This window comes from Paenarthrobacter nitroguajacolicus (assembly GCF_031455195.1).
Lineage (GTDB): Bacteria > Actinomycetota > Actinomycetes > Actinomycetales > Micrococcaceae > Arthrobacter > Arthrobacter nitroguajacolicus_D.
On sequence record NZ_JAVDSH010000001.1, the window covers coordinates 279,152 to 303,909 of the forward strand.

20 protein-coding genes are annotated in these 24,758 nt (G+C 61.6%); 6 read left to right on the top strand and 14 right to left on the bottom strand.

Annotation, left to right across the window (positions count from 1 at the left end):
- Positions 1-60 precede the first annotated feature (60 nt).
- The 3 genes from J2Y68_RS01345 to J2Y68_RS01355 form a co-directional block, all read right to left on the bottom strand.
- On the bottom strand, positions 61-1,125 hold the full coding sequence (locus tag J2Y68_RS01345; protein WP_309988735.1) for a tRNA (adenine-N1)-methyltransferase: 1,065 nt from the start codon (positions 1,123-1,125) through the stop codon (positions 61-63).
- 116 nt (positions 1,126-1,241) lie between these two features.
- The gene (locus J2Y68_RS01350) at positions 1,242-2,405 is read right to left on the bottom strand and encodes a site-2 protease family protein (protein WP_309988737.1); all 1,164 of its coding nucleotides are present in this window, start codon (positions 2,403-2,405) and stop codon (positions 1,242-1,244) included.
- Positions 2,406-3,218 (bottom strand): HAD family hydrolase, encoded by an 813-nt coding sequence (locus J2Y68_RS01355; protein WP_309988740.1) that lies wholly within the window; start codon positions 3,216-3,218, stop codon positions 2,406-2,408.
- Positions 3,219-3,248: 30 nt separating this feature from the next.
- On the opposite strand from J2Y68_RS01355, the gene J2Y68_RS01360 reads away from it, so the two are divergent.
- Positions 3,249-4,154, top strand: a complete 906-nt coding sequence (locus J2Y68_RS01360; protein ID WP_211712391.1) for a PAC2 family protein — start codon at positions 3,249-3,251, stop codon at positions 4,152-4,154.
- A gap of 79 nt (positions 4,155-4,233) precedes the next feature.
- Here J2Y68_RS01360 and mshC read toward each other — a convergent pair whose 3' ends face one another.
- Positions 4,234-5,511: a cysteine--1-D-myo-inosityl 2-amino-2-deoxy-alpha-D-glucopyranoside ligase gene (gene mshC, locus J2Y68_RS01365; protein ID WP_309988743.1), complete on the bottom strand. Its 1,278-nt coding sequence runs from the start codon at positions 5,509-5,511 to the stop codon at positions 4,234-4,236.
- Between the two features lie 15 nt (positions 5,512-5,526).
- Complete coding sequence (locus J2Y68_RS01370; RefSeq protein WP_309988744.1) at positions 5,527-6,360, bottom strand: undecaprenyl-diphosphate phosphatase; 834 nt, start codon at positions 6,358-6,360, stop codon at positions 5,527-5,529.
- 52 nt (positions 6,361-6,412) lie between these two features.
- Here J2Y68_RS01370 and J2Y68_RS01375 point away from each other — a divergent pair, with 52 nt between their 5' ends.
- Both J2Y68_RS01375 and J2Y68_RS01380 read left to right on the top strand, forming a co-directional pair.
- Positions 6,413-7,345 (top strand): aldo/keto reductase, encoded by a 933-nt coding sequence (locus J2Y68_RS01375; protein WP_309988745.1) that lies wholly within the window; start codon positions 6,413-6,415, stop codon positions 7,343-7,345.
- Between the two features lie 126 nt (positions 7,346-7,471).
- The gene (locus J2Y68_RS01380) at positions 7,472-8,797 is read left to right on the top strand and encodes a hypothetical protein (RefSeq protein WP_309988747.1); all 1,326 of its coding nucleotides are present in this window, start codon (positions 7,472-7,474) and stop codon (positions 8,795-8,797) included.
- A 13-nt stretch (positions 8,798-8,810) separates the two neighbouring features.
- On the opposite strand, the gene rfbA is transcribed toward J2Y68_RS01380, so the two are convergent.
- Positions 8,811-9,677, bottom strand: coding sequence for a glucose-1-phosphate thymidylyltransferase RfbA (gene rfbA / locus J2Y68_RS01385; RefSeq protein ID WP_309988750.1), 867 nt, complete (start codon positions 9,675-9,677; stop codon positions 8,811-8,813).
- A gap of 52 nt (positions 9,678-9,729) precedes the next feature.
- Between rfbA and rfbB the strand changes: the two genes are divergently transcribed.
- On the top strand, positions 9,730-10,728 hold the full coding sequence (gene rfbB / locus J2Y68_RS01390; protein WP_309988753.1) for a dTDP-glucose 4,6-dehydratase: 999 nt from the start codon (positions 9,730-9,732) through the stop codon (positions 10,726-10,728).
- 2 nt (positions 10,729-10,730) lie between these two features.
- Positions 10,731-12,143, top strand: a complete 1,413-nt coding sequence (locus J2Y68_RS01395) for a bifunctional dTDP-4-dehydrorhamnose 3,5-epimerase family protein/NAD(P)-dependent oxidoreductase (protein ID WP_309988756.1) — start codon at positions 10,731-10,733, stop codon at positions 12,141-12,143.
- Here J2Y68_RS01395 and J2Y68_RS01400 read toward each other — a convergent pair.
- Positions 12,135-12,995 (bottom strand): glycosyltransferase, encoded by an 861-nt coding sequence (locus J2Y68_RS01400; RefSeq protein ID WP_309988759.1) that lies wholly within the window; start codon positions 12,993-12,995, stop codon positions 12,135-12,137. The two genes, J2Y68_RS01395 and J2Y68_RS01400, sit on opposite strands and share 9 nt — an antisense overlap.
- Positions 12,996-13,283: 288 nt before the next feature.
- On the opposite strand from J2Y68_RS01400, the gene J2Y68_RS01405 reads away from it, so the two are divergent.
- The gene (locus J2Y68_RS01405) at positions 13,284-15,944 is read left to right on the top strand and encodes a WecB/TagA/CpsF family glycosyltransferase (RefSeq protein WP_309988762.1); all 2,661 of its coding nucleotides are present in this window, start codon (positions 13,284-13,286) and stop codon (positions 15,942-15,944) included.
- A 17-nt stretch (positions 15,945-15,961) separates the two neighbouring features.
- Here the strand turns inward: J2Y68_RS01405 and J2Y68_RS01410 are convergent, their stop codons facing one another.
- The 7 genes from J2Y68_RS01410 to J2Y68_RS01440 are packed head-to-tail and all read right to left on the bottom strand — an operon-like array spanning position 15,962 to position 24,711.
- The gene (locus J2Y68_RS01410) at positions 15,962-17,116 is read right to left on the bottom strand and encodes a glycosyltransferase family 4 protein (protein WP_309988765.1); all 1,155 of its coding nucleotides are present in this window, start codon (positions 17,114-17,116) and stop codon (positions 15,962-15,964) included.
- On the bottom strand, positions 17,113-18,513 hold the full coding sequence (locus J2Y68_RS01415; protein WP_309988768.1) for an O-antigen ligase family protein: 1,401 nt from the start codon (positions 18,511-18,513) through the stop codon (positions 17,113-17,115). The genes J2Y68_RS01410 and J2Y68_RS01415 overlap by 4 nt, the downstream gene beginning before the upstream one ends.
- On the bottom strand, positions 18,467-19,180 hold the full coding sequence (locus tag J2Y68_RS01420; protein ID WP_309988771.1) for a hypothetical protein: 714 nt from the start codon (positions 19,178-19,180) through the stop codon (positions 18,467-18,469). The genes J2Y68_RS01415 and J2Y68_RS01420 overlap by 47 nt, the downstream gene beginning before the upstream one ends.
- Positions 19,177-19,947 (bottom strand): hypothetical protein, encoded by a 771-nt coding sequence (locus tag J2Y68_RS01425; RefSeq protein WP_309988773.1) that lies wholly within the window; start codon positions 19,945-19,947, stop codon positions 19,177-19,179. The genes J2Y68_RS01420 and J2Y68_RS01425 overlap by 4 nt, the downstream gene beginning before the upstream one ends.
- A gap of 38 nt (positions 19,948-19,985) precedes the next feature.
- Entirely contained in the window at positions 19,986-22,046 is a 2,061-nt protein-coding gene (locus tag J2Y68_RS01430) for a glycosyltransferase (protein ID WP_309988776.1), read from the bottom strand.
- Positions 22,043-23,311, bottom strand: coding sequence for a glycosyltransferase family 4 protein (locus tag J2Y68_RS01435; protein ID WP_309988777.1), 1,269 nt, complete (start codon positions 23,309-23,311; stop codon positions 22,043-22,045). The genes J2Y68_RS01430 and J2Y68_RS01435 overlap by 4 nt, the downstream gene beginning before the upstream one ends.
- Entirely contained in the window at positions 23,308-24,711 is a 1,404-nt protein-coding gene (locus tag J2Y68_RS01440) for an oligosaccharide flippase family protein (RefSeq protein WP_309988780.1), read from the bottom strand. The genes J2Y68_RS01435 and J2Y68_RS01440 overlap by 4 nt, the downstream gene beginning before the upstream one ends.
- Between the last annotated feature and the right edge of the window lie 47 nt (positions 24,712-24,758).

Below are 24,758 nucleotides of genomic sequence, written 5' to 3' on the forward strand. Positions count from 1 at the left end.
GTCCCGAAAAGCTCAGGGTGCTGGGTGACATTCGGAATGCGGACCCTATTGTGACCTTTGTCAGTTTGTGACCGTGGGGTCATCCTGGACGTTGGTTCCGGCGATAGCGTCACGTGCGGCGCGCCGGAGTTTCTTGTCCGAAACTGCCCGCTCCCCTACTGCGCCGGGCGTCCAGGCGTTGAGGTCCTCTTCGCTGAATTCGGTCTTGGAAGGGCGGCGCTTCACTGAGATTCCGGTGACGCCGTCGGCGAGGCGGCGGGTGACCAGAAGGAAACCAGTGTGGGCCACCATGCGGTGATCCGGCCGAACAGCCAGGCCCTCAAGGTGCCAGCCACGGACCATCGACTCCCAGGCGTCGGGCTCGGTGAATCGCCCGTCAGCACGGATGGCCTCGGCAGTGCGGGACAGCTGCGTGACCGTCGCTACGTAGTTGATCCAGACGCCGCCAGGCGCCAGGACGGTAGCAACAGCGTCCAGGCACTCCCAGGGCGCCAGCATGTCAAGCACTACGCGGTCCACGGAACCGGGGGCTTCGGCCTTGACGACCTCTTCCTGGAAGTCACCCAACGAGATCTGCCAGGCCGGGTGCGGGCCACCGAAGATTGTCTCGACGTTGCCGCGGGCGATGTCGGCGAATTCTTCGCGGCGCTCAAAGGAATGCAGGTAGCCGCCGTCACCGACAGCGCGAAGCAGGGAAATGGACAGCGCACCGGAGCCCACACCGGCTTCCACGACGCGTGCGCCCGGGAAAATGTCGGCCATGGTGACAATCTGGCCGGCGTCCTTCGGGTAGACAACGGCCGCGCCACGAGGCATGGACAAGACGAAGTCGGACAGCAGCGGCCTCAACGTCTGGTACTGCTGGCCTACGTTGTTGCTGACCACGGAGCCATCCACCTTGCCGATGATCTCATCGTGGTTAAGGAAGCCCCGGTGCGTGTGGAATGCGCCGCCGACTTCCAGCGTCACAGTGTTCATGCGGCCGCGTTCATCCGTGAGCTGGACCCGCTCGCCAACGCGGAAAGGCCCGCGGCGGCGCCCTGCGCCCGTCGGCTGCACGGCGGTTCCGGTAGCTGCCTCGTCAGGGCCTGCGCTGGCCTCGGGGGCGGCGGTTTCGCTGCTCATGTGGTGTTCCTCGCTCTTGTACGGCTGGGCCGCGACGTGTTGCTGGCTGGTGGGCGCCAAAAAGCCGTGGGGTTGTTTGCTATGACGGCCGGCATGTAACTCTACCGGCCACGGGGTCAGGGGCGACCGCTGCGGCGGGCTTCCTTACCTGTAATGGCTGTCACGACAGCCTGCTGGCGCAGCAGGCCGGTGACGATTCCGTTGTGGTCCACCACAGCGTATTCGCCCCCTTCCAAGCGCGCCAAGTACTGAATGAGTTCCTGTCCCTTGGACCATTCAGGGACATAAGCCCCCGCGCCCAGGGCGTGCGCCACCGCCGTGACCGGCGTCGTCGTCAAGGCCTCAGGCGGCACCAGAGCGGCAGCACCCGGGTCCACGACTCCTTGCGGCTTTCCGTCGGGTCCACAGATGACGACGGCGGGGCTGCCGTCAGGGGCGATGTCCAGGACGTCGGCCACGGAGGCTGAGTTCGGGACGCCGACGGCGCGCTCCGCGAGGCCCGCCGCGCTGACCAGGTACAGGCGGCTGCGGAGCTTGGCGTGGTGGATGGAGCTGGAGGCGCCCATCCAGAGGAATCCGCAGACAAGGACGGTGATGAGCATCAGGCTGATATCCAGCGGCGCGCCGGAGAGCAGAGGCAACGCGATGAACCAGATGACCAGCGCGGCAACGATGATACGTCCAGACCAGCCGGCAGCAATGGTTCCCTTGTCCTGGCTCCCGGTGGCTTTCCACACAGCGGATTCCACCAGCCGCCCACCGTCCAGCGGCAAACCTGGAAGCACGTTGAACAAGCCGATCAGGAGATTGGCCCACATGAGGATGTTGGCCAGGATTTCGGACACCCCGCTCAGGACATCGGCGGAGAGAACGGCCCACATGGCGGCTGCAAGGACGAAGTTCGAAGCAGGCCCGGCCAGTGCCACAACGACCGAACGTCCAGGCGAGGCCGTGAAGTTCTCAAACTGCGTGTGTCCGCCCCAGAGATTGAGGACGATCTTCTCTGTGGGCCATTTGAAGGCCTTGGCGCTGAGCGCGTGTGCCAGTTCATGAACCAGCACGGAGATGGCAAGCAACAGGGCGTAGCCCAATGCTACGAAGTAGGCGCCCAGGCCAAGACGCGGCATCTGCACCAGCAGTGCCGGCCCGTAGACAATGACGGTGAATCCTGCAATAACAAACCAAGAGTACGCAAGGTAGACCGGAATGCCCGCGATCCGCCCCAGTGGGATGCCCTCTTTTTTGGCGGAGGCGTGATGTGGTGTGGGAGAACTGCTCACCTAGTTGGCCCCTTCAAGCAGGTTTGCTGCGGTGAAGCGGTTATCCACCAGCTGGCCGACGTCCGCGGCTGTCCTGCCAACCAGGGTGTCCCACATGACCATGCGGGGGTCTTCGGGCAGCGGTACCTGGTGGGGTATCCCCACGGTCACGACACCTGAAGCAATGGCGGCCGTGGCTCCGGGAACCGAATCCTCCAGCGCGACACAATGGTGGATGGTCAAGGTGGGATCGTCGACGCGGAGCAGTTCAACCGCGGTGAGGTAGGCCTCGGGATGCGGCTTTCCGTTGGTGACGGTGTCGCCGGTGACCATGAACTCGAAGTACGGCTTGGGCAGGCTTTCCACCACCACTCCGGCCAGGGGACCTTCGGACATGGTCACCAGTGCGCACCGGACACCGGCCTGGTGAAGTTCATCGAGGAGTTCCCGCGCGCCAGGCCGCCAAGGCACATTCCGGCGGACCTGCTCGATCACCTGGGCGCTGAGGGTATTCACGATCTCGCGGGCCTCAAGCCTGACGCCGGCTGCCTGCAGGACCGCTGCGGAGTGCAGCAAGGACTGTCCCACCAATTGCATGGCCTGCTGGTGCGACCACGTGCCGCCGTGGGACTCCACCAAGGCGCGTTCGGCCGCTATCCAGTAGGGCTCAGTGTCCACCAGGGTGCCATCCATATCCCAGAGCGCGGCTTTGAGGAGGGGCTGGCTGGGTAAGGAATGCATGGCTTCAAGTCTACGTGGAACCGGACGAGTGGCTGTGCGGGCATTGCGCTGTGGGCGAAGAAGGGACACGCACCGGCGCGAAATGCCATGCATCCCGGAGGGTCTTGGACGTAGGGTGAGTGGATGAACAGTGTGGACGGGACCCCCGAAGGACAGGACATCACCGCGGAGCCCGAGCGTTTCCTCAAGGAACCAGCGGAAGGCCAGCGCGTCACCGTGATGCTCGCCGCGTTCGAAGGCTGGAACGACGCCGGAGAGGCTGCCAGCGACGCCCTGCACTACTTGAACAAGCTCTGGGACGGCAAGAAGGTTGCCACCGTGGACGCCGAGGAGTACTACGACTTCCAGTTCACCAGGCCAACTGTGCGCCGCACGTCGTCGGGCGCGCGGAAGGTCAAGTGGCCGTCCACCCGGATCTACAAGGCCGCCGTTCCGGACAGCAATGTGGATGTGGTGTTCGTGCTGGGCACTGAGCCTTCCTACCGTTGGCGTGCCTACACCACCGAATTGCTGGTCCACGCGGAGGCACTCAAGGTCGACTCCGTTATTTTGGTGGGCGCCCTGTTGGCCGATGTTCCGCACAGCCGCCCCATTCCGGTCAGCACGAGCACTGAGGACAGCTCGCTGCGTGAACGCCTCAATCTGGAGGCCTCCCAGTACGAGGGGCCGGTGGGGATCGTAGGCGTCCTGGCTGAATTTGCGATGCTCGCAGGGCTGCCGACGGTTTCACTGTGGGCCGCGGTGCCGCACTACGTTGCCCAGCCCCCTTCCCCCAAAGCCCAGCTCGCGATCCTGCACAAGGTGGAAGACCTGCTCCAGGTCCCGCTGGACAGCCAGGCACTTGCCGAAGAGTCCGAGGCGTGGGAACGCGGCGTTGACGAGCTCGCCACCGAGGACCCCGAGATCGCGGCGTACGTGCGGCAACTCGAGGAAGCCAAGGACACGGCCGACCTCCCGGAAGCCTCCGGCGAATCCATCGCCCGCGAGTTCGAACGGTACCTCAAGCGGCGCGGCAAAGACCGTCCCTGACCGTTCCCAACACCGGTAGACGCCAACGGCCCTGACAGGAATGTCAGGGCCGTTGGCGTTTGTTCGCAAGAGGGTGCGGCTACAGCTCCACGCCGAGAAGCGCGTTGACGGCGTCCGAGATGGCGGCCTTGTCCTCAGCCGACCCCTGGGCGCCAGCACGCAGTACCTCCAGGCCCCACCGATCGACGGCGGCAAGGGCTGCGGGAGCATTGAGGTCATCGGCCAGTCCAGCGCGCATGGCCGCAAGCAAAGGGGCCGAGGAACCTGCCGGGGCATGGTTCAGGGCGGCCCGCCACTTCGCCAGGCGCTCCTTGGCTGCAGCGAAGCCTTCATCGGTCCATGACCAGTCCGAGCGGTAGTGGTTGGCGAGGATGGCCAAGCGGATGGCTGCGGGTTCCTCGCCTGCTGCGCGGAGTTTGGAGACAAGGACCAGGTTTCCCTTGGACTTGCTCATCTTCTCGCCGTCCAGGCCCACCATGCCCGCATGGGAGTAGTGACGCGCCAAGGGAACCCCGGACAGCGAATATGCGTGGCCGGCTCCCATCTCGTGATGCGGGAAGACCAGGTCCGAGCCGCCGCCTTGGACTGTGAAAGGGGCCGGAAGGTATTTTTGGGCTATCACCGTACATTCGATGTGCCAACCGGGTCGGCCGGCGCCGAGGCTCGCGCCGGGCCAACTTGGCTCGCCCTCGCGGGCCACACGCCAGAGGAGCGGGTCCAGCGCGTGGCGTTTGCCGGGCCGGGCCGGGTCGCCGCCGCGCTCCGCGAAGAGGGCCAGCATGTCGTTCTCGCCAAGTCCCGACACGTCGCCCAAGGTCCAGGCGTCTGTGGCATCGGACCGCTTCCCCGCCGTTTTGACGTCGTAATAGACATCGCCGTCAGGTTCCCCATCGGTGCCGGGGACACGATAGGCAACGCCGTCGGCTATGAGCTGCTCGATGGCCGGCACGATGTCCGGGATGGCTTCAACGGCGCCGATGTAGTGATCCGGTGCGAGGACGTTCAGTGCGTCCATGTCGGTCTGGAACAGTTCGATCTGGCTCTGGGCAAGGTCTTTCCAGTCAACGCCCGTGGCGTTGGCCCGCTCAAGCAGGGGGTCGTCGATGTCCGTGACGTTTTGCACGTAGGACACCTGGATTCCCGCATCGCGCCAAGCACGGTTCAGGAGATCGAAGGCAACGTAGCTCGAGGCGTGGCCCATGTGCGTGGCGTCGTAGGGCGTGATGCCGCAGACATACATGGATTGCTCCGGTTGCCGCTCTACCTCCACGACACGGCCCAAGGCAGTGTCGAAAAGGCGTAGTTGCGGCATGCTGCCGGGCAGCTCAGGAACAGGGCGGGAAGTCCACGATTTCACGACTCAACCTTAGTGCTAGGCACTGATGACACCGAAACCGAGCAGGACATACAAGGCCAGGCCGAGGAGTATCCGGTACCAAACGAAAAGCCGATAGCTCCTGGTCGACACAAATTTCAGGAACCACCCAATGATGACGTAGCCCACGACGAAGGCTATTACGGTGGCCAAAGCGATCTCGGGCAGGCCGTATGGTCCGGCCAAACCTTCTTTCGAGACCGTCTTGTACAGCTGGTAGAGGCCACTTCCGAACACGGCGGGGATGGCAAGCAGGAAGGAGTACCGGGCTGCGGCTTCACGCGTGTAGCCCATGAGCAGGCCTGCAGTGATGGTGCCGCCGGAACGGGAAACGCCGGGAATCAAGGCCATGGCCTGCGCGAACCCATACAGGATGCCGTGCTTGTAGCTCAGTTGCGTGAGGTCACGTTCCTGCCGACCGGTGGCGTCGGCAACGGCCAGGATCATGCCGAAGACGATCAGCATGGTGGCCACGATCCACATGCTGCGAAGTACCGATTCGATCTGGTCCTGGAACAGCAGGCCCAGGATAATGATCGGCAGGCTGCCCAGGATCACCAACCAACCCATGCGGGCATCGGGATCGTTGCGCGCCACTTTGCCGCTCATGGAGCCGAACCAAGCGCGGACGATCCGGACGATGTCACGCCAGAAGTACACAATGACGGCGGTTTCGGTTCCCAACTGCGTGATCGCAGTAAAAGCGGCGCCGGGGTCCGCGGCGCCCGGGAGGAATGATCCGACGATCCTCAGGTGCGCACTCGAGGAGATCGGGAGGAATTCGGTGAGGCCCTGCACGAGGCCCAGCAAGGCTGCTTCTATCCAGTTCACGTGAATAGACCCTACGTCATGAAGACTGGGAACTGCCCGTAAGCTAGCAGCTATGCAGCAGCGTTATGTCGGAAACAGCGGGTTTCGCGTGTCCTCATTGTCCCTCGGCACCATGTCCTGGGCCCAGGAAACTGATGAGCAGGACGCTGCCGAGGTCCTCCACGCGTTCGTTGCTGCAGGCGGCACCGTCATAGACACTGCAGCGTCCTACGGCCAGGGCCGGGCGGAAGCCATGGTCGGGTCCATGCTGGGCGATGTCGTGGCACGGTCTGAGGTGGTCTTATCCACGAAGGCGGGCGTGTCGTCCACGGAGTCCAGGCGCAGCGTCAATGCTTCACGCGGCGCAATGCTTTCGGCACTTGACGCCAGCTTGGCCAGGCTCGGAACCGACTACGTCGACATCTGGTTCGCCCATGAGTGGGATCCCAACGTTCCCTTGGAGGAGACCCTTTCCGCCCTGGAGCTGGCACAGCGGACCGGGCGGGCACGCTACGTGGGCATCTCCAACTACAACGGTTGGCAGACAGCGAAGGCCGCGGCCATTGCGGGGTTCACTTTGGTGGCCAATCAGTCTGAATATTCCTTGGTCCAGCGCAGGGTCGAGGACGAGCTCATTCCCGCGGTGGAGGATGCCGGGCTGGGAATCATGGCATGGGCACCGCTGGGACGGGGTGTCCTGAGCGGCAAGTACCGCGGACAAATTCCTGCCGACTCGCGTGCCGCCCAAAGCCGCCTCACGGCCTACGTTGAGCCATACCTGGAGCCTCGCGCGTCCAGGGTGGTTGAAGCTGTGGCCATGGCCGCACGCGGCCTGGGCAGATCTCCTATGGACGTCTCCTTGAGCTGGCTACTTTCCCGGCCCGGCGTTGCCACGGCCATCGTAGGCGCCAGGAACGCGGTCCAGCTCAAAGAGCTACTCGACGCCCAGTTGACGGTTTTGCCTGCCGAGATATCGCGCGCCCTTGAGGACGTTTCGGCGGCGTAGGAGCCCTGTCTTCGACAGCCCACCACTTCTGAACATTTCGTGCCGAATCGGTTTCGACTCCTGGATGTTGATGTCATCCTGTACTCATTCACCGTTCCATCGGCAATCAGCGGAATCGAGGAACCAATGAGTCGGTCCCGTTACTTCCCCCTCACAATGGCCGCTGTCCTTGTGAGCATGACCGGATGTACAGGTGGCACCGACCGTGCGGGCCGTGATCCCGTCCCCGAGGTTTCGGAGTCAGTCCTTCCATCCGCGGCCCAGTCTCCGGACGCCAGTGACCTGGGAGGGCTTGAAAGAATACCCTGGGATGGCGGACCAGCCTTCTATAAGAAATTCACCAAAGCTGATGCCGCCGGGTGGGATGATCCGGCTTTCTTCCCGATCGGCGTTTGGTATGCGTCCGCCAACGATCCGCAGATGAAATTCGATAAAGCCCATGGCATCAATTTCTATGTTCAATCCAACCCGGATGTGGATTACAAGGTTTTCGACGATAATGGCATGTTCTCTCTGATGAAAGTGAAGAATGCGCCCGAGAATTGGGCCCAGCTGCCCGGGAACTACGTCGATGATGAAGTAGACGGCAGATTCGAATGGGACGCCGGAATAACCCACATGACACAGACCATTGCCGGCTTGAGGTCCGTCGAAGAGGGGCGCTTCACCTACGCCAACTGGACGCCGTCCCTCATCAGCTATGACGCGCCGATGGAAATAACGAAGCGGTATTGGGACACGGTGGACGTTTCCTCTACATCGAATTACTACTACGCCAGTGCCTGCCGGGACTGGCGGTTGCGGACGCCAAGCGGATATAGCCCGACGACGACGGCAACATGCCAGAGCTCTTCTGCTTACGCCAAGGCCATGCAGGTCATGCAGGAGGTCAATACGGCCAGGGGCGTGCAGTCCCCCATTTGGATGCTTCCGACGGTCCTGAGTCCAGAAGGTGAAAGCGACCTGGCGGACCAAATGACGCCGGAGCGGGTCAAAGCGCAAGTGTGGGCCATGCTCATCCACGATTCACGCGGAATTGTATGGTTTACACAGGCACCCGGCGGGGGCGCCGACAATCCCTGTATGTCGGGAGATGCTTTGGCAGACGTACGGATTTCGAATCGCGATTGTGCCCGGGAGCAAGTGCAGGCGATGGCGGAAATCAACGCACAAGTGAAGGCCCTTGCCCCGGTCCTGAACACGCAAAGTTACGTATGGGACTTTGGTTCCGGACTGGATACGATGCTCAAGACCCACGACGGATCCGCCTACGTATTCGCCATGACCGAAGACGCCCAGACCGGCCAGCGGATACTCACCCTACCCCCCGGAATCAGGGGCCGCACGGTCGAAGTCCTTGACGAAAACCGCAGCCTTCCAGTGGTGGATGGAAAATTCGTGGACGACTTTCCGCAGGAATCGACCCATCACGTTTACAAAGTGGCCCTGTGACGGGGCCTGCGGCTCAGCGCCTGTCGAGAATGTCCAGCAGGTATCCGCCGTAGCCGCTCTTGGCTAACTTTGCCGCTTGCTGGCGAAGCTCATCATCGGTGAGGAAACCCATACGCCACGCCACTTCCTCGGGGGCGCCTATTTTTAGCCCTTGTCGGTTTTCGGTGGTGCGCACGTAATTAGAGGCATCGTTCAGGTCGGCGAAGGTACCGGTGTCCAGCCATGCCGTGCCGCGGGGGAACTTTTGGACGTGCAACCGGCCCAATTCCATGTATGTGCGGTTGATGTCGGTAATTTCGAGTTCCCCACGGGCTGACGGTTTGAGGTCCTTCGCCATGGCAACAACATCGTTGTCGTAGAAGTACAGTCCTGGAACGGCATAATTGCTTTTTGGCTGGATTGGTTTCTCTTCAATGGATACGGCGAGTCCGCCGTCGTCGAATTCAACCACGCCGTAAGCCGTCGGATCCTTGACCCAATAACCGAAGATAGCTCCGCCGTCGACGTCGGTATAGCGGCGGAACTGGTTACCCATTCCCGGGCCGTTGAAAATATTGTCGCCAAGGATAAGCGCCACTTTGCCGTTCCCGATGTGTTGCTCGCCGAGCACAAATGCTTGGGCCAACCCGTCCGGTGTCGGCTGTTGGGCATATGTCAGGCTAATTCCGAATTGGGAGCCATCGCCCAGCAGGTTCCTGAACTGGCTGGCGTCAGTGGGAGTGGTGATGATCAGGATCTCCCGTATTCCGGCCAGCATGAGGGTACATAACGGATAGTAGATCATCGGTTTATCAAAGACGGGCACCAGTTGCTTGCTGATGCCGAGGGTTATCGGATGAAGCCGGGAACCGGTACCGCCGGCCAAAATTATTCCCCTCATTGACTTCTCCCCTCTTGCTGCACGCGGCCCCTTTGACGGCTACGCTATGGCCATGCAGAGAATCCTTGTCACCGGCGGGGCCGGATTCATTGGATGCAACTTTGTCCACTACATCATGGGGCACACGTCGCTGCATGTCACGGTGCTGGACAAACTGACTTATGCGGGAAACCTGGATTCCCTCTCTGGCTTGCCGGCGGACCGGTTCTCATTCATCCACGGTGACATCTGCGACTCCGGCCTGGTGGAGCGGCTGACCGCGCAGGCCGATGCTGTGGTGCACTTTGCAGCTGAATCACACAATGACAATTCGCTAAAGGAGCCACGACCTTTTGTGGACACCAACTTGGTGGGCACGTTTACGCTGATCGAAGCAGCACGGCTTCACAGCACGCGGTTCCACCACATATCCACGGACGAGGTATACGGGGATCTGGCGTTGGATGAACCACGCAGGTTCACTGAGGAATCGGTGTACAAGCCCACCAGCCCGTATTCCGCCACGAAGGCCGGTTCCGACATGCTGGTCAGGGCCTGGGTGCGCTCCTTCGGGCTGAAAGCGACCATCAGCAACTGTTCGAACAACTACGGCCCCTACCAGCACGTCGAGAAATTCATTCCCCGGCAAATTACGAACGTCCTGGATGGCGTGCGGCCCAGGCTCTACGGACAAGGGCTTAACGTGCGGGACTGGATCCATGTTGAGGACCACTCTGCGGCAATACTGGCAATCCTTGAGCGCGGTGTCATCGGTGAGACGTACCTGATAGGAGCTGACGGGGAGCTCTCCAACAGGGCGGTCGTTGAAAGGCTGCTGAGGCATCTGGGACAGCCGGCCGACGCCTATGACCTTGTCACGGACCGTCCTGGCCACGATCTCAGATACGCCATTGACTCCAGCAAGCTGCGGAGTGAACTTGGCTGGCAACCCCGGTTCGTGGATTTCGATTCTGGTTTGGCGGCAACCGTGGCCTGGTACAGGGACAACGAGGATTGGTGGCGCCCGCAAAAGGCTGCGACGGAATCAAAGTACGCGAGCCAGGGACACTAACCATGACGGGGGCCCGGGAAATGAGCTTGCGATCAACACCAATACCTGGACTGGTGCTTCTGGACCTTCCGGTTCATGGAGATCAACGGGGCTGGTTCAAGGAGAACTGGCACAGAAGCAAGATGACGGCCCTGGGGCTCCCGGATTTTGGTCCCGTGCAGAACAACATCTCGTTTAACCAAGTCCGTGGAACCACCCGCGGCATCCATGCCGAACCGTGGGACAAGTTCATCTCCTTGGCTTCGGGCCGGATCTTCGGGGCATGGGTGGATCTGCGAAAAGGTCCGACATTTGGAGCTGTCTTCTGTGCCGAGTTGACCCCCGGGGAAGCCGTATTCGTACCCCGGGGCGTGGGCAATGCCTTTCAGACCCTGGAGGACAATACGGCATACGTCTACCTGGTCAACGACCATTGGAGCCCCGAGGCGCAGGCCGAATATACCTTCCTCAACCTTAGTGATAAAGATGTCGCTGTCCCGTGGCCGATTCCTCTTGAAGATGCCGTGGTGTCGGCGCAGGACAGGAACCATCCGGGCCTGTCCGAAGTAGCGGCCATGGGTCCGCGGTTGACCCTCGTTCTTGGAGCCAATGGCCAACTGGGCAGAGCCCTTCGGCATGAGTTCGATGGTGATCCGGCAGTACAGTTCGCTGACCGCACGGACTTCGATATTTCCGATCCCGAGTCATACGCGAAAATCGATTGGAAGAAGTACGGAACAATCATCAACGCTGCGGCTTTCACCGCGGTTGATGCCGCGGAAACGGAAACCGGCCGTGTGGCCTCCTGGAAAATCAACGCTGCCGCCGTGTCGCTCCTCGCTAAGATCTGCTTGGAACATTCGCTGACGTTGGTGCATATTTCCAGCGATTACGTTTTTGACGGTTCCGCGGCTGAGCACTTTGAGGACGAGCCGCCCAGTCCGGTCGGAGTTTACGGGCAGACCAAGGCCGCTGGGGACCTCGCCGTGTCCGCCTTGCAACGTCACTACACCGTCCGCAGCAGTTGGGTCGTGGGCGATGGCAGTAACTTCGTTCGAACGATGGCAGGATTGGCGGCTCGCTCTGTGTCACCGGCTGTGGTGGATGACCAGTGGGGCCGGCTGACGTTCGCTACGGACATCGCTGCCGCGATTCGGTATCTGCTGGAGACCGGGGCGGCGTACGGAACGTACAACCTCAGCTGCGATGGCGAGCCCAGGACCTGGGCTGACGTTGCAAGAGACGTCTATCAGCTGTGCGGGGCCGACCCAGGGACCATTCGACCCGTCAGCACCTCTGACTACGCTAAACCGGGCAGCGCACCACGGCCAAGGAACAGCGTTCTCAACCTGTCAAAAATCAAGGCCGCGGGATTTGCGCCTTCATCATACGAACATCGGCTGAAAGAATATCTGCAGGACAGCCAATTACTTTGATACCGGCTTTCCCGCTGTCCGGGCGGCCAGTGCCTTGGCTAATTGGCCCACCCGGGAGGGTTTACGGGCGAATCTCCAGAGAATGCGGACAATTCCCAATGCTTGGTCGGCCGCTACTCCCAAGCCCGGCCCATCTACGTCCAAAGCTGCCGCAAAGTGCGGAGCAACACGTCCAGGCGTGGTCCGAAGACCAACGATTTCGTTCAGCACATTGCCACCGTGGACCACCTGCAGCCACATGGGATGGGTCGTTCTTACGTTCAGCACTGGTGCGTAGGCGTCAATTCGGTAGTGATGCTCAACGAAAACCGTGACGGGCGGACCATTTAAGGGGGTTTCAATCAGGCTTGCGAACGGGTTCTTTGTATAGGGCCGCAGGTAGAGCTTGTTATCGGCGTATTGGGCCCCATTGACCAGGTTTATAAACATCAGGCTCTGGCCATCGAAACATTTTTGAATGGTCTCGATAAAGTCATTCGCCACAGCATCGTCATTGTCGACACGCGTTGTTATTACAGATTGCGTTGTACAGAGAGAGTCGATAGTCCTGCTCAGGAAGTCCTGGGAGAACGGGCCCTCGACGTAGACGGGCATGAAGAGGCCGACGGATAGTGCGCTGATCTTTTCCTTGAACCATGCGGGAGACAACGAATCAAGGAAGACCAGCCACGTGAAGTTCCTTTTTGTCTGGTTCCTGAAGCTGGGTGCGCAGTACTTTTCGAAGAGGTGAAGCCGTTCGGACAGCCAAGCATTGGTCGGTTCGGCCTTGTGATAGAAGCTCCTGACATTGAAACGGGTCAGGACAAAATGTGTAGCCCTGCCCTCCAATAATCCGGCGCCGTCACTGTCCATGGCTGTCCTCCGCGCAGTCCCACCCGTCCCGTCCGGGTTGTCTAACGGCATCTTCCCCCGGGCCCTGTTCGGCGCGCAATAGGCGGCCCCGGTGACTGCACGGGCTTTGCTCTGGAATACGCGGCCCTAAGGTCCTAAAGTGGTCCTACGGGTCCTTGGTGAACGAGGCCGGGAGACAACCAAGTAAATAGCACGGAGACGGGTTAAGCGTCTTCTGCGCGGTGCTTCAGGTGGTGCAGCGACCTGAATCACCGGCTTTTCTTGCGTTGTAACTACCTTGGAGCCCACATGCTGCTGGACGATTCGTCTCCCACCCCTCCGGAACAAGAGAGCCTGGTTCAACTTGGCGGCGTCCCCGTAAGACTTCTTGGCTATGGAACTGCCGTTCAGGAGATCATGCGCCGGGCCTTGGTGCCGGCCATCCGCCCACTTGGAGTTTGCTCAGCGAACCTGGACCATATCCGCCACTTTGGCAGCGGAAGCCCCAGGCAGGGCACTCTGGAGCAGGCAGCGTCCGTTGAATGGATGACGCTGCTGGACGGGGCTCCACTGGTAGCCCAAACCCGCCGCCTGACGGGCGCATCATGGCCCCGTTTGGCCGGCAGCGACCTGATAGGCCCTGTTCTTCGTGAAGCCGAGCGACTTGGTGTGAGTGTGGGCTTCCTCGGTGGTTCGAAGCAGGTACAGGAGCTCTTGCGGCGCAGGCTTTCGCGGGAGCGGCCGGAGTTGCGTGTGGCCGGCTATTGGGCGCCGGACCGTTCCACCATTACGGACGGCAAGTCCTCCCTGGAATTGGCCGCAAACATAGCTGAAAGTGCTCCGGACATCCTGGTCATTGGCTTGGGAAAACCACGCCAGGAGCTTTGGGCAAACGAGTATGGGCACCTGACAGGAGCGAAGGTTCTTCTGGCCTTCGGCGCGGTAGTTGACTTTCTTGCCGGGCGAATCCAGCGCGCCCCCTCATGGATGAGCGAAAAGGGTTTGGAATGGGCGTGGCGGCTCCTGAAAGAACCCCGCAGGCTGGGGCGCCGCTATCTCCTTGAAGGACCCGGGGCCTACGTGAGGTTGCGATCCAACAGCTCCCAGCTTGCCGCGCAACCGGGGAAGGCCGGTACCTTGGTTTCGCGCTCCGTGAGGACGTCGGCAGCATCGCCGTCGGGTGGAACAGCAGGCCGCTTCCTGGCGCCCGAATGCCCTGCCGACATTGCGGTGGTGATTGTTACCTATGACAATGCCGACGACGTCGATCCGCTCATTTCCGGGTTGCGGGCGGAGGCGCGCACCTTGGCGCTGAAGGTTGTCGTGGCGGACAATTCACCCGATGACTCAACGCGTGCCCGGCTATCACGCCACGCGGACGTGCTCACGGTCAACACGGGCGGCAACCTCGGATATGCGGGAGGTATCAACCAAGCCCTGCGCCTGGCCGGGGATGCAGGAGCGTTCCTGATCCTGAACCCCGACCTGCGGGTTGAACCTGGCGCCATTGCCGCAATGTGGCATCGAATGATGAAAACCGGGTGCGGGATGGTGGTCCCTGTACTGCTTGACCCCGACGGCAGTGTCTATCCTTCACTGCGGCGTGAACCCACCGTCACCCGCGCACTGGGTGATGCCGCCATGGGAAGCCGGCTTCCAGCCCGTCCTGGTTGGCTATCGGAGATCGACTTTCGGGCCGAAAGCTACCTGCACCCCCACCTGGTGGAGTGGGCCACCGGAGCTGCGATGCTGATCAGCCCCGACGCCCTGCGGGCTACAGGCGAATGGGATGAGCGGTTCTTCCTGTATTCAGAAGAGACCGACTACTGCCACCGGCTGCGGGCTGGCGGTTTCTCCATCTGGTTCGAGCCTGCGGCGAGAATGTGGCATGAGCGCGGGGGCTCGGGACAATCGGCTGAACTCATGTCCCTCATGGCGGTGAACCGTGTCCGTTATGCTCGGAAACACATGGGTGCCCCTCGCGCAGCGCTCCTGAGGGCAGCCGTGCTGGCAGGCGAGGTGGCGCGCCTTCCAAAGCCTGGACACGGCCGAACGGCGTTGGCACTCATGAACCAGCGCCGATGGGTGGCACTCCCCCACGCAACACTCCCGGAGGTGCCTGCCTCGATCCTTGAAACCTTCCCTTCCGGCGCCGTCATCATCCCAGCGCACAACGAGGCCGCGGTCTTGGGAAGAACCCTCGACGCGTTGGGGCCTGTGGCTTCTGCGCCAAACGTAGATGTCATTGTTGCCTGCAACGGTTGTACGGATGGCACCGAAGCCATTGCTTCGCGTTACCCCGGAGTTCAGGTGGTGCGGGTGGAGCAGGCCTCCAAAACGGCAGCACTGAACGCCGCTGATCGGGTCACGGACCGTTGGCCGCGAATATACCTTGATGCGGACATCGAACTGGGTCCGGACGCCGTGCGTGCCGTGTTTGATTCTTTGAACACCGGTCCCTACCTCGCAGCACGGCCAGCGTATCGGTACGACACCGCAGGAGCTTCCGGATCGGTCAAGGCGTACTACCGTGCCCGGACCCGGATTCCCGCCAATTCGCAGGGTTTGTGGGGTGCCGGTGTGTTTGCCCTGACAGCCGCGGGTCATGCGCGTTTGCAGGAGTTCCCTGCCCTGACGGGCGATGATCTGTATGTGGACAGGCTGTTCGGCCCGGAGGAGAAGGCCGTGCTTCCGGCACCCGCAGTGGTGGTCAGGACTCCGCGATCCAGTGGTGCACTGCTGGCAGTCTTGAGCCGTACGTATCGCGGCAATGCCGAACAGAGTGGTAAGTCCCCTGTGGGCGCGTCGACCCGCCGAACACTCCGGGAACTGGCGCGCACCGTGCGGGGACCGATCAGTGCCTTGGATGCTGGGGTTTACGCAGCATTCGCCGTCACGGGGCGGTTCAAGGTCAATCGTGGCGGCGTCGGAAACAGTGCGTGGGAACGCGACGAAACCAGTCGGCGGTGACGGGACCGTCGAAGAACCTACAACGGAGAAACCGGCGCCCTGGAGACAACCTTGCGGAAGCGACGACGTTTGACGGGCCGGGCGGCAAGCGTAGCAACGTTGTCCCTGACCCTGTCGACGAATGATTCCAGACTGTGGTGTGCTTCAACATAGCTACGGGCCCTGCGGCCCAGCTCTTCCGCGTACTCGGGATCGTTTCTCAACGCGTCTAAACGCTCCCTGAGTGATTTTGCGTCTCCTGCGGGTACGAAGAGCCCGTTTTGGCCGTCGTTCACCACGTCGACCTGGCCACGCGTTTGCGTCGCGACCACCGGACGCCCCATCGCCATGCCCTCAAGGATGACGTTGACGCCGGCGTCGATGTCGGTCGGCAGCAACGGAACAACAACCACTTGTGCGGCTGCGTAGGCTTCACGAAGCTCCAACGACGTCAAGGGACGGACGTCGAAGTTGTCCGGCCAACCTGATTCATCCCGCACGTCCGTGGTGACGATCTTGTACCCGTCGAGCGCGACAACCAATGATGCTGCAATGCGGACCGTCGCGTCCATGTCTTTGGCAGCTTCGGCCAGCGTACGAAAGTCCCGTTCGGTGGAACCAGCCGAGAAAATGATGGTCCGCGGCGATTCCCGTGGCGAAAAGAATTCCAGGTCTACCGGATGGCGGACAAGTTCAACGTCACCGGCACCAAAACCGATATCCCTGATGGCGACATCCCTTTGGACTGAGCTCCAGGTGACGAGTCGGTCCACGCCGTTTCGACAGAACCGAAGCGGCCACCGCACTGCCGGCTTGGAGAGCCAGAACATCATCGCCAGGTGGGGTGTCCTTATACGAAGCAGTGCGAACATCGCTGCGACGGCAACGGAGTGCCTTTCTGACCAGGTAATAACGACGTCGTATGAGCGGCTCAAGACGGTCGCTTCGATCGCCTGGGCAGCGAAGGCGGGGATGTGTTTGTAGAGCCGTGAACGGAAGCCAGTCACCCTCTCAAGGGCATTTTCGTCCAGGACATCACAGTTGAGGACTTGCTCGAACAGAAGGCTGCGGGGTTCGGTACCCATGCGCTCCCGAAGCTCACGCTCGGCGGGTGTCATGGTGGATCGCCCCCGCGTTTTTACCAGCAATGTCCTCGGCAGGGTCAGGGTTGGATCCTCGGATGACGGCGTCACGGTGACTCACTTTCGCGAAACGATCCCGGGTGATGGAACAGTGGGCGCCGTCCCGTTGACGGAGCCAGAAGCAATGGACCTTGTTCTTCCTGGGTTATCCGCCATAGCGCCCCTGCAACGCCAAGCATGAAGAACAACATGGCTGCTGCCATTGGAAAGGAAAGCCCGTCGAAGAAGCCGAAAGTGACGGCGATGGCTGCTACAGACGCGAGAATAGCTTGGCTGAGTTGGCGCATGGTGTCATCGGTCGAACATGCCCGGGAACGCCAGGCGCAGGAAATTCCTGTGACGACCAGGGCTATGAACAGCATGAGCCCTATGACTCCCAGCTCGACCAGCAGCCCCAAATATTGGTTGTCGACGATCACATATTCGGGCAGGAAGGTCCCGAAACCGCGTCCGATGATGGGGTTGTTTGCGAGCATGCCAAGAGCGGTCGAGTAACCGTTGGTCCGGGAGGTGATGCTGGAATCGTCGGCTCCGACCGTGAAAAGACCCCGAAGCGTGCCGAGCATGCCTGGCGTCACAAGGGACACAAGGACCAGAAGTCCGGCGATTGCCACATAAGCGCGCCGCCGCGTTGCTTTCGGCCAGACCGGAATCAAAACAAAAAAGGCGATGGCGACGGCGATCAGTGCTGATCGGGAAACGGACAACACAGAGGCGAGGGTAATGGCCCCAACCGGCAGCCAACGGGTCAGCCACGCCTTACGCTTCGAAGTCAGCGCCAAAGTCAGCGCCATGGGGAATGAACTTGTCAGCACTACACCATATTCGAGCGGGTGGGCTGCCATCCCTGCCGCCCTGACATACCCGGCCCTGAGATCTATGTTCGAAAAATCGGCGGTGGCCGTCATGCCGGGGATGCTAATGCTGTCAACCCAAGAGTTTCCGGTGATGAATTGCAGCAATCCCAAGGCTGCGGTGAACGTGCCAACGAGAACCACCCTCCGCATCACGGTGAGCAGTTCATGGCGGTTCCTTACTCCGTCATGGATCAGCAGGAGGATTCCCGCCCATGCGCAGAGCCTGATCAGTCCCGCGTCAGCTGGGCTGGACTCTTTATCGGGCAAACCGTGAAGCATCGCAATGGCGTAACTGGCACCGGCCGCGGCCAGAAAGACTGCGAGCGCTATGCGGAGTGGCCGTCGGGTTTCCGGAGTGGGGCTTGTTCGCTGGACGTGGTGGAGTATCCACCAGATGAGCGCGATCAAGCCGACAATTATTGTTGGGCGGCCCACACTTCCGAGGGCCGATATGGTGAGGTTCGAAGGCACGGCACAGGTTGCGACGAGGAAGATGGTCACAAGGGTCACCACTTGGGACGTGGCTTTGGACGGCTTCCCCGATTCATCTGGCAGGTGTGGCAGGATGCCGCCTTGTGGCAGGTTTCGCATCGTGTCGGATCACCTCCTCCGTGGTGCCGCGCCGCCGGGTGAGACGTCGATCGACGGTGTAGGTAACCGCCAGAGCTGCGCCAGCAAACAGGGTCAACCAGATTGCGGCGCCCTTGAGGCGGTCCACCTGCGTTCCTCCGCCAAAGATGATCTCCGGACTCGAAGGCGTAGACACTGTGAAGATGAGCCGTGAGTCAACGTGCATCTCCTTCTGGAGTGCACCGCATGCGGCATTGATGCGGTCGATGACGGCGGAGAGGACGCGGTTGACGTTCTCCGCGCTCGAGTCCACGACCTGTACCAGGAGGACAGGCCGGGTGAAGCTTTTGGCCCACTGGCCCCCGGCGTTGGGGAGGGTCACTGAGTAGCCCTGCTTGACGCCGGCTCCGTATAAGGTGCCGCGTGCCAGCACGAGGTCGACGGAGTCGGAATCGGCGTTGACGCGGCGTTCGACGAGGGCTGCGAAGGGGACGAGCACTGCGTTGTCTCCCCCGGGTATCCAGTAGGCGGGGTCGCTGTTGGGGGCTACGAATGACACTTCGGTTTGGGCCCAATACACGGGCTCTTGTGCGCGGATCGCCCCCAGCCCTGCGAGACCGAGGAGAATGACGGCGAAGGCAACGTACCATCGCTTCCTCAGGAGGCGCAGCAATGTTTGGGAGGTCATGTCGACGTCGGCATTTGTGAGCTGGGTACCGGTGGTTTGAGTTCGTCCTGGTCAAGGTATCCGTCACGTTGAGGGTTGCCCTTGGCGTGCCTGGTCCGTGCGGTGGTGTCGGCGCCTATGACAGGGATGGCTCCTGGACGGGCCGTGATCCGCCGGGGCCGGAAGCCCTTGATCGGACGTTGGCTTTGGGTTGGTGCTTCAGGCCTTGTTTTGCGTGTGGCCCGGGTCTTAAGGAGACTGTCGACGAGCACCACCAGGACCAGGGTGAGGCCTACACCGCCCGCGGCTGAGATCAGGAGAATCTGCGTCCTGGCTTTGGTCTCAGGGGTTGCTTTGCCGTCGACCAGCAGCGTCATGGTGGAGATCCTGGACGTTTCCGGAACGTTGAGGGCTTCCTGCATTTGCCCTAGGAGGGTGGGAGCCGTTTTCATGACTGCTTGGGTGGTGCCCAGCGAGTCGTTGGGATCCGGTGAGGTGGCCGTGATGAGGAGGATGGCGCCGCTGGTGCCTTTGTCGGTTTCTGCGGTGTAGGTGGCGTTGGGGAAGTCGGCGGCTATCTGCTTTCTGACCTCTTCGGATGACAGCCGGCGCGTGAGGATATCGAGGGCCTCCCCCATGCCGCCCAGGTTCAAGTATGGGTTTCCGTCTTCGCCGACGCTGTGGGCTGAGGGCATGATGACCAGGCTTGCTTGGCTTTTGTATTTTTCCGGTGTTGTTTGCTGGACCAGGTAGCAAAAAGCGACTGTCAGAAGTAGTCCCAGCAACACGAGGTACCACCTTCGCCCCAAGCTTCTCAGTATTGTTCCTATTTGCATCGCTGGATCTCCCGTCGGCCGTGTCCAAGAAAAAGTTTCACCTTGTCGATTCCCGCCGTGCCGAGGATCTTGATGACGGCGGCCTTGGTGCCGGCTCGAAGGAGCTCCCGGGACATCCTCCATGAGTTCGCCACGAGGACGTCGAGGATGAAATCGCGGATGCTGACGGGTTTGATATCGGTGAGCATCCCGGGGAACCGCTGTTGATAGGGCGCTGGGTCGACCAGGCGCCCGCGGACGCGGTTGCTGACGTTGTCCCCGTGGATGACCTGCAGCCACGCGGCGGGTCCTCCGCTGTTTGCCGTGCCCATGTTTTCGCCGAGGCGGTCATGCCAGGCGGCCCAGCATGTGGTTGGGCTGGACCAGGGGGCCTTGACTGAGCAGAAGGCGTTTCGTGGGTCGCGTCGGAGGTACACGGAATTGTCGGTTCTCACGAGGCCGGTTGTCAGGTAGATGGCCGTGGGCACCGCTTCGCATGCAACGTCCTGTACACGGGCCGCGAAGTCTGAGGCAAGGCCGTCATCGTTGTCCAGGTTTGTCGTCAGTAGTGTTTGCGCTCTCGCTCCCGTGACTTGTTTGATGTCCGTGATGAGTTCATGGGCCGGGACTTCGTCTCGGAAGAGGGGGGTAAAGACGTCGTCGTGGTTGACCGTCCCTATCCATTGCTTTAGCCATTCGGGGCTTTCGGGGTCGAAGTAGACAATCCAGTGGAAGTTCTTTCGGGTTTGTGCGCGCATTGACGGGAGGCAGAACCTCTCGAACAGGCCCACCCGGTGGCGCAGCCAGCCGTCCTTGGCGCGGACCAGGCTTTCGAAACCTGCGGATGGAAGATTGAAGCGTGTGAGGAAAACGTGGTCGGGTGCGCCGTCCTGGTTGTCCGCCGCGGGGGCAGTGAATTGATCAGCTTGTGGGGGGCTTTGGAGCGCTTGCCCTTGGGCGGCGGGGCGGCGCAGCAGTGTGAGTGCCTGTGCTGCGCGCGCGTCCCAGCTGTGCGGACGGACTGAGTCCACGATGTCTTGTCGTCGGGCGCGGGTGAGGTTTTGCTGCAGCAAGTCAAGGATCGTCGAGGAAAATTGTTCGGGTGTACGGGCCAAGGTGATTGCCGGGGATCCGATCCAGCGTGAGGCCGGCAGATCGGTGGCCACCACGGGGAGTCCGGCGGAGAGGTACTCGAGGGTCTTCAAGGGGAAGCTTGAGCGGTTGAACTCGGTGTCAGCGTACGGCGTGATACCCACTGACACGGCTTGCAGGAGGGCGGCGGCTTGGTCGGGCGGCATGGCTCCCCGCCAATCCACGGTGGGCCTGGCCAGCAGGGCATCCATCCGGGACCGGAATACGGGGTCGCCTTCGGCCCTGGGGCCAATGACCAGCAGCGGAACCCCCGTGGACGCGACGGATTCGAGGATGTTCAGGTCCAGCCGTTCATTGAGTTGCCCAAGGAGTGCCACGACGGGTTGGCGTACCGCTGAGCCGAACATATCCAGCGGGCTGCAGCCATTGGCCAGCACTTCAACGGGCTTGCCCGAAAGGGTGGAGACCTTGTCAGCCAGGTGTGGTGAGACTGCAGAGATGACGTCTGCCGTGGCTGCGTTTGAAAGGAAGATCCGACGTAAGAACGTGGGTGAAAAGCCCATCAATGCCGAGCCTGCGAACCAGTCATCCGTGACGTGGAGGAGCCGGATCCCGCCTGGGTGGGTTGGGAACAACATGATGGGCGAGGCATTGATGACGCCGGCGACGGGCAGCGCTGCGTTCGTGATGGCGGAATTGATGCAGTGCTTGGCGATGATGTCCGTCGAGTGGCGTACCACAGGTTTGCTCACCCCCGGCAATGCTGGAATACGCAGCCTGGCAATGTGTGGGTCCACTTCCTCTGTTTTGCCCCGGAGGCTTTGGACGAGGTTCTGCTTGACGTCGGGGTACCGGGAAAAGGGTACGGGGTGGTCGACCCAGAGCACGTGATGGGACTTGGCCAGGGACAGGGCCAGCATCTTGTCGGTTCCCGGGAGGCTGTCCCAGCGGGTGCCGGACATATACACGATGGATTTCATGGGGTTCTCACAGTGGAGGTCGCAGCAGGCATCCGGGCGGCAACGGGGTTTGCGTTGAAGTCCTCGGCTGCACTCTGTCCGAAGAGGCGGTGATACCTTCGCCGTCCTACGTGGGCAATGTACCGGCCGGCGGCTGTTGCCTCGGCCAGCAGCGATAGTGGCATGTGGGCGCGATCCTGCAGAATGTCGCGGTAGAAGGCTTCCTGGACCCGCGCGGCGGACTGAAGCGAGAATCGCTGTTCAACAACCTGCCGCCCAAAGGCACCAAGTGATTCCCGCAAGGGCCCATCGTCCAGGAGGTGGGTCAGAATGTCCGTCAGGTCTGCCAACCCGTCGGCTGGGCCCCGGCCAACTCCATACCATCCTTGCCACAGAAACTCAGGAAGTGTCTCTGGAGTAAGCACCTTCCAGAAACCCCGTTCCCCTTGAACAACCAGCGGTTTACCGAACGACATCCCGCGTAGGGCCGAGCCTCCCATGCCCAGGACAATGTCCGCAGCCGCGTACGCCCCGCGCGGGTCCGTCAATTCCCCGGTCAGCAGCACCACCGCGCGCCCCAGGGATTCGTTGATGGCTGAAGCTTTCGCCGCCGCGGCGGCCATGCCGGGGCCGTCACCGACAACGACAAGCCGTACCTTGCTGCGCGGCGCAACGGCCGCGACCGCGTCCATTGAGGACAGGATCCCTTCGAGCTTCAACTCTTTGGCCAGGCGCGAGACGCACACTACGTTCCGGACGTCGTCTTCCAGCCCGAACTGCCGCCGGAAACGGCGACCATTCGAGACAGCCTCAACGTTGTTGGCCTCGACATCCACCGGGGGTTCGACCAACAGCAAACGCTGACGTCCGAAGTCGGCTTCGGTTTGGAAGATCTGGGCCGTGCCCACAACCAGGGGCATCGACTTCGGTATGAAGGGAGCCACCGACATGGACATGACAGTTGCTGCGCTGCAACTGGCGCCGCCCAAGCGCGAGGCCAGTAGGCATTCAAGTGCCGGCGGCCACTCATAGCCGTGAAGCAGGTCCAGTCCCCTGCTTCGTACCAGGCCAACCAAGGCCCGCACGACGGAGGGTGAAGGGCGTTTACGGGGAGAGGGAGCTCCGATGAACTCCAGGCCGGCTCTTTTCACCATGTCAGCAAGAGGACCCGGCTGTCCGAATACCACCACTTCATGACCGAGGTCGCGAACTGCCGAACTAAGTTCAATGGCGTTCAGTTGGCTTCCGCCGATCCGTAAGTCATGTGGATACACCAGGATTTTCATGTTTGCTCCTGTTCCCCTCGCAAGAGCCGGAGGGCGGCGATATCTCCACGCCGCAGGAAAACGGTCAGCACCATGGCGGCCAGCCCAACCAGCACGCTTCCAATGAGGGCCATCAGGTGTTCGCCTGCATACGTTGCCAGCACCCAGCTGATGGCCCCGGCCGCCAGGGAAACAGCCAAGGAAACCGCTAGGTGGCCAAGGATCATGCGCAGGGTCAGGCCTGCGCGGCCAAGCGCCCTCAGGTACAGCGGAGACGTCACCACAAGGGCCACCAGCAGGGGGGCCGCTGCCGCTCCGGCCAGGCCACCAAAGTGCGCCCCCAGGAGCAGGGCGGGGACCAAAGCACCGAGTGAGAAGACCTGGACATGCAGAATGGATATGGATTGCTTCAGGACTACCAGGTAGTCATAAAAAAGCTCGTGGAGCACCTTGCAGACGGCCACCGGTGCCAGCCATGCCAGCGCCACGGCCGCCGCTGCCCAATTTTCGCCGTAAAGCACCGTGACAACGGGTAGGGCGCTGGCAGCAAGAACACACGAGACCGGCAACATAACAGCAGACACCACACCGAGAATCCTCAGCATCGAACGTCGCATGTCTTCCGGCGAGCCCTGCAACCGGGAAAATATTGCCGGCGCCACGCTGCGAAGCGGCTGAGAGAGCAAACTGGCCGGCCACCCCGCCATATTGGTCGCCATCACGTACAGGCCAAGTGTGACAGGTCCAAGCATCCGTCCGACAACTAGCTGATCAACATAGCCCACCGCGAACACCACGGCGCTCGCCCCGGCCAAGGGCAGCCCGAAGAAGAGCAGCGCCCTTGCGGACGTCGCAGAGAAACCAAAACGGTACGGCAACGGCGAATAGGCAAGGAACAGGGCCGCGGCAACAAGGCTGGCCAAAACCCTGCCAACGGCCAGGCTCATCGCCCCCATTCCCCCGATCACAAGAATCAGGGAGGCACCTGCCCCAAGCCATACGTTGACTTGGTCGATGACCATGCGCTGGCCTTGCCGGAAGTTCCGTTGGAGGAGGGCAGCGGGCGTGGCTACCAGGCCGTTGAGCACGATGCAGAGACCAAGCGCCCGGACCACATCTGTTGCGGCCTCGTTTCCCATGGCGGCTGTGAAGGCCGGTGCAACCGCATAGGAGATGCCGAACAGGAGGACGCTGCACACGGTGGAGATCGTGGTGACAGTGGGTGCTATGTCCTTCGGATCGCCCGGCCACCGCACAATGGCGAGGCTGACACCCAACTCGTTGAAGCTCAGGACCGCTACAAGGGCAATGAATGCCACCGCGTAGGTTCCGAATTCTTCGGGTCCGAGCAGGCGCGCGAGTGCAATGCCAATGCCGATGGTACCGAGCTTGGTGATGAAGGCGTTGACGACGCTTATCACAAACGCCCGGCTGGGTGTCGGTGGCCTCTTTACTGGCAAGGAAATCC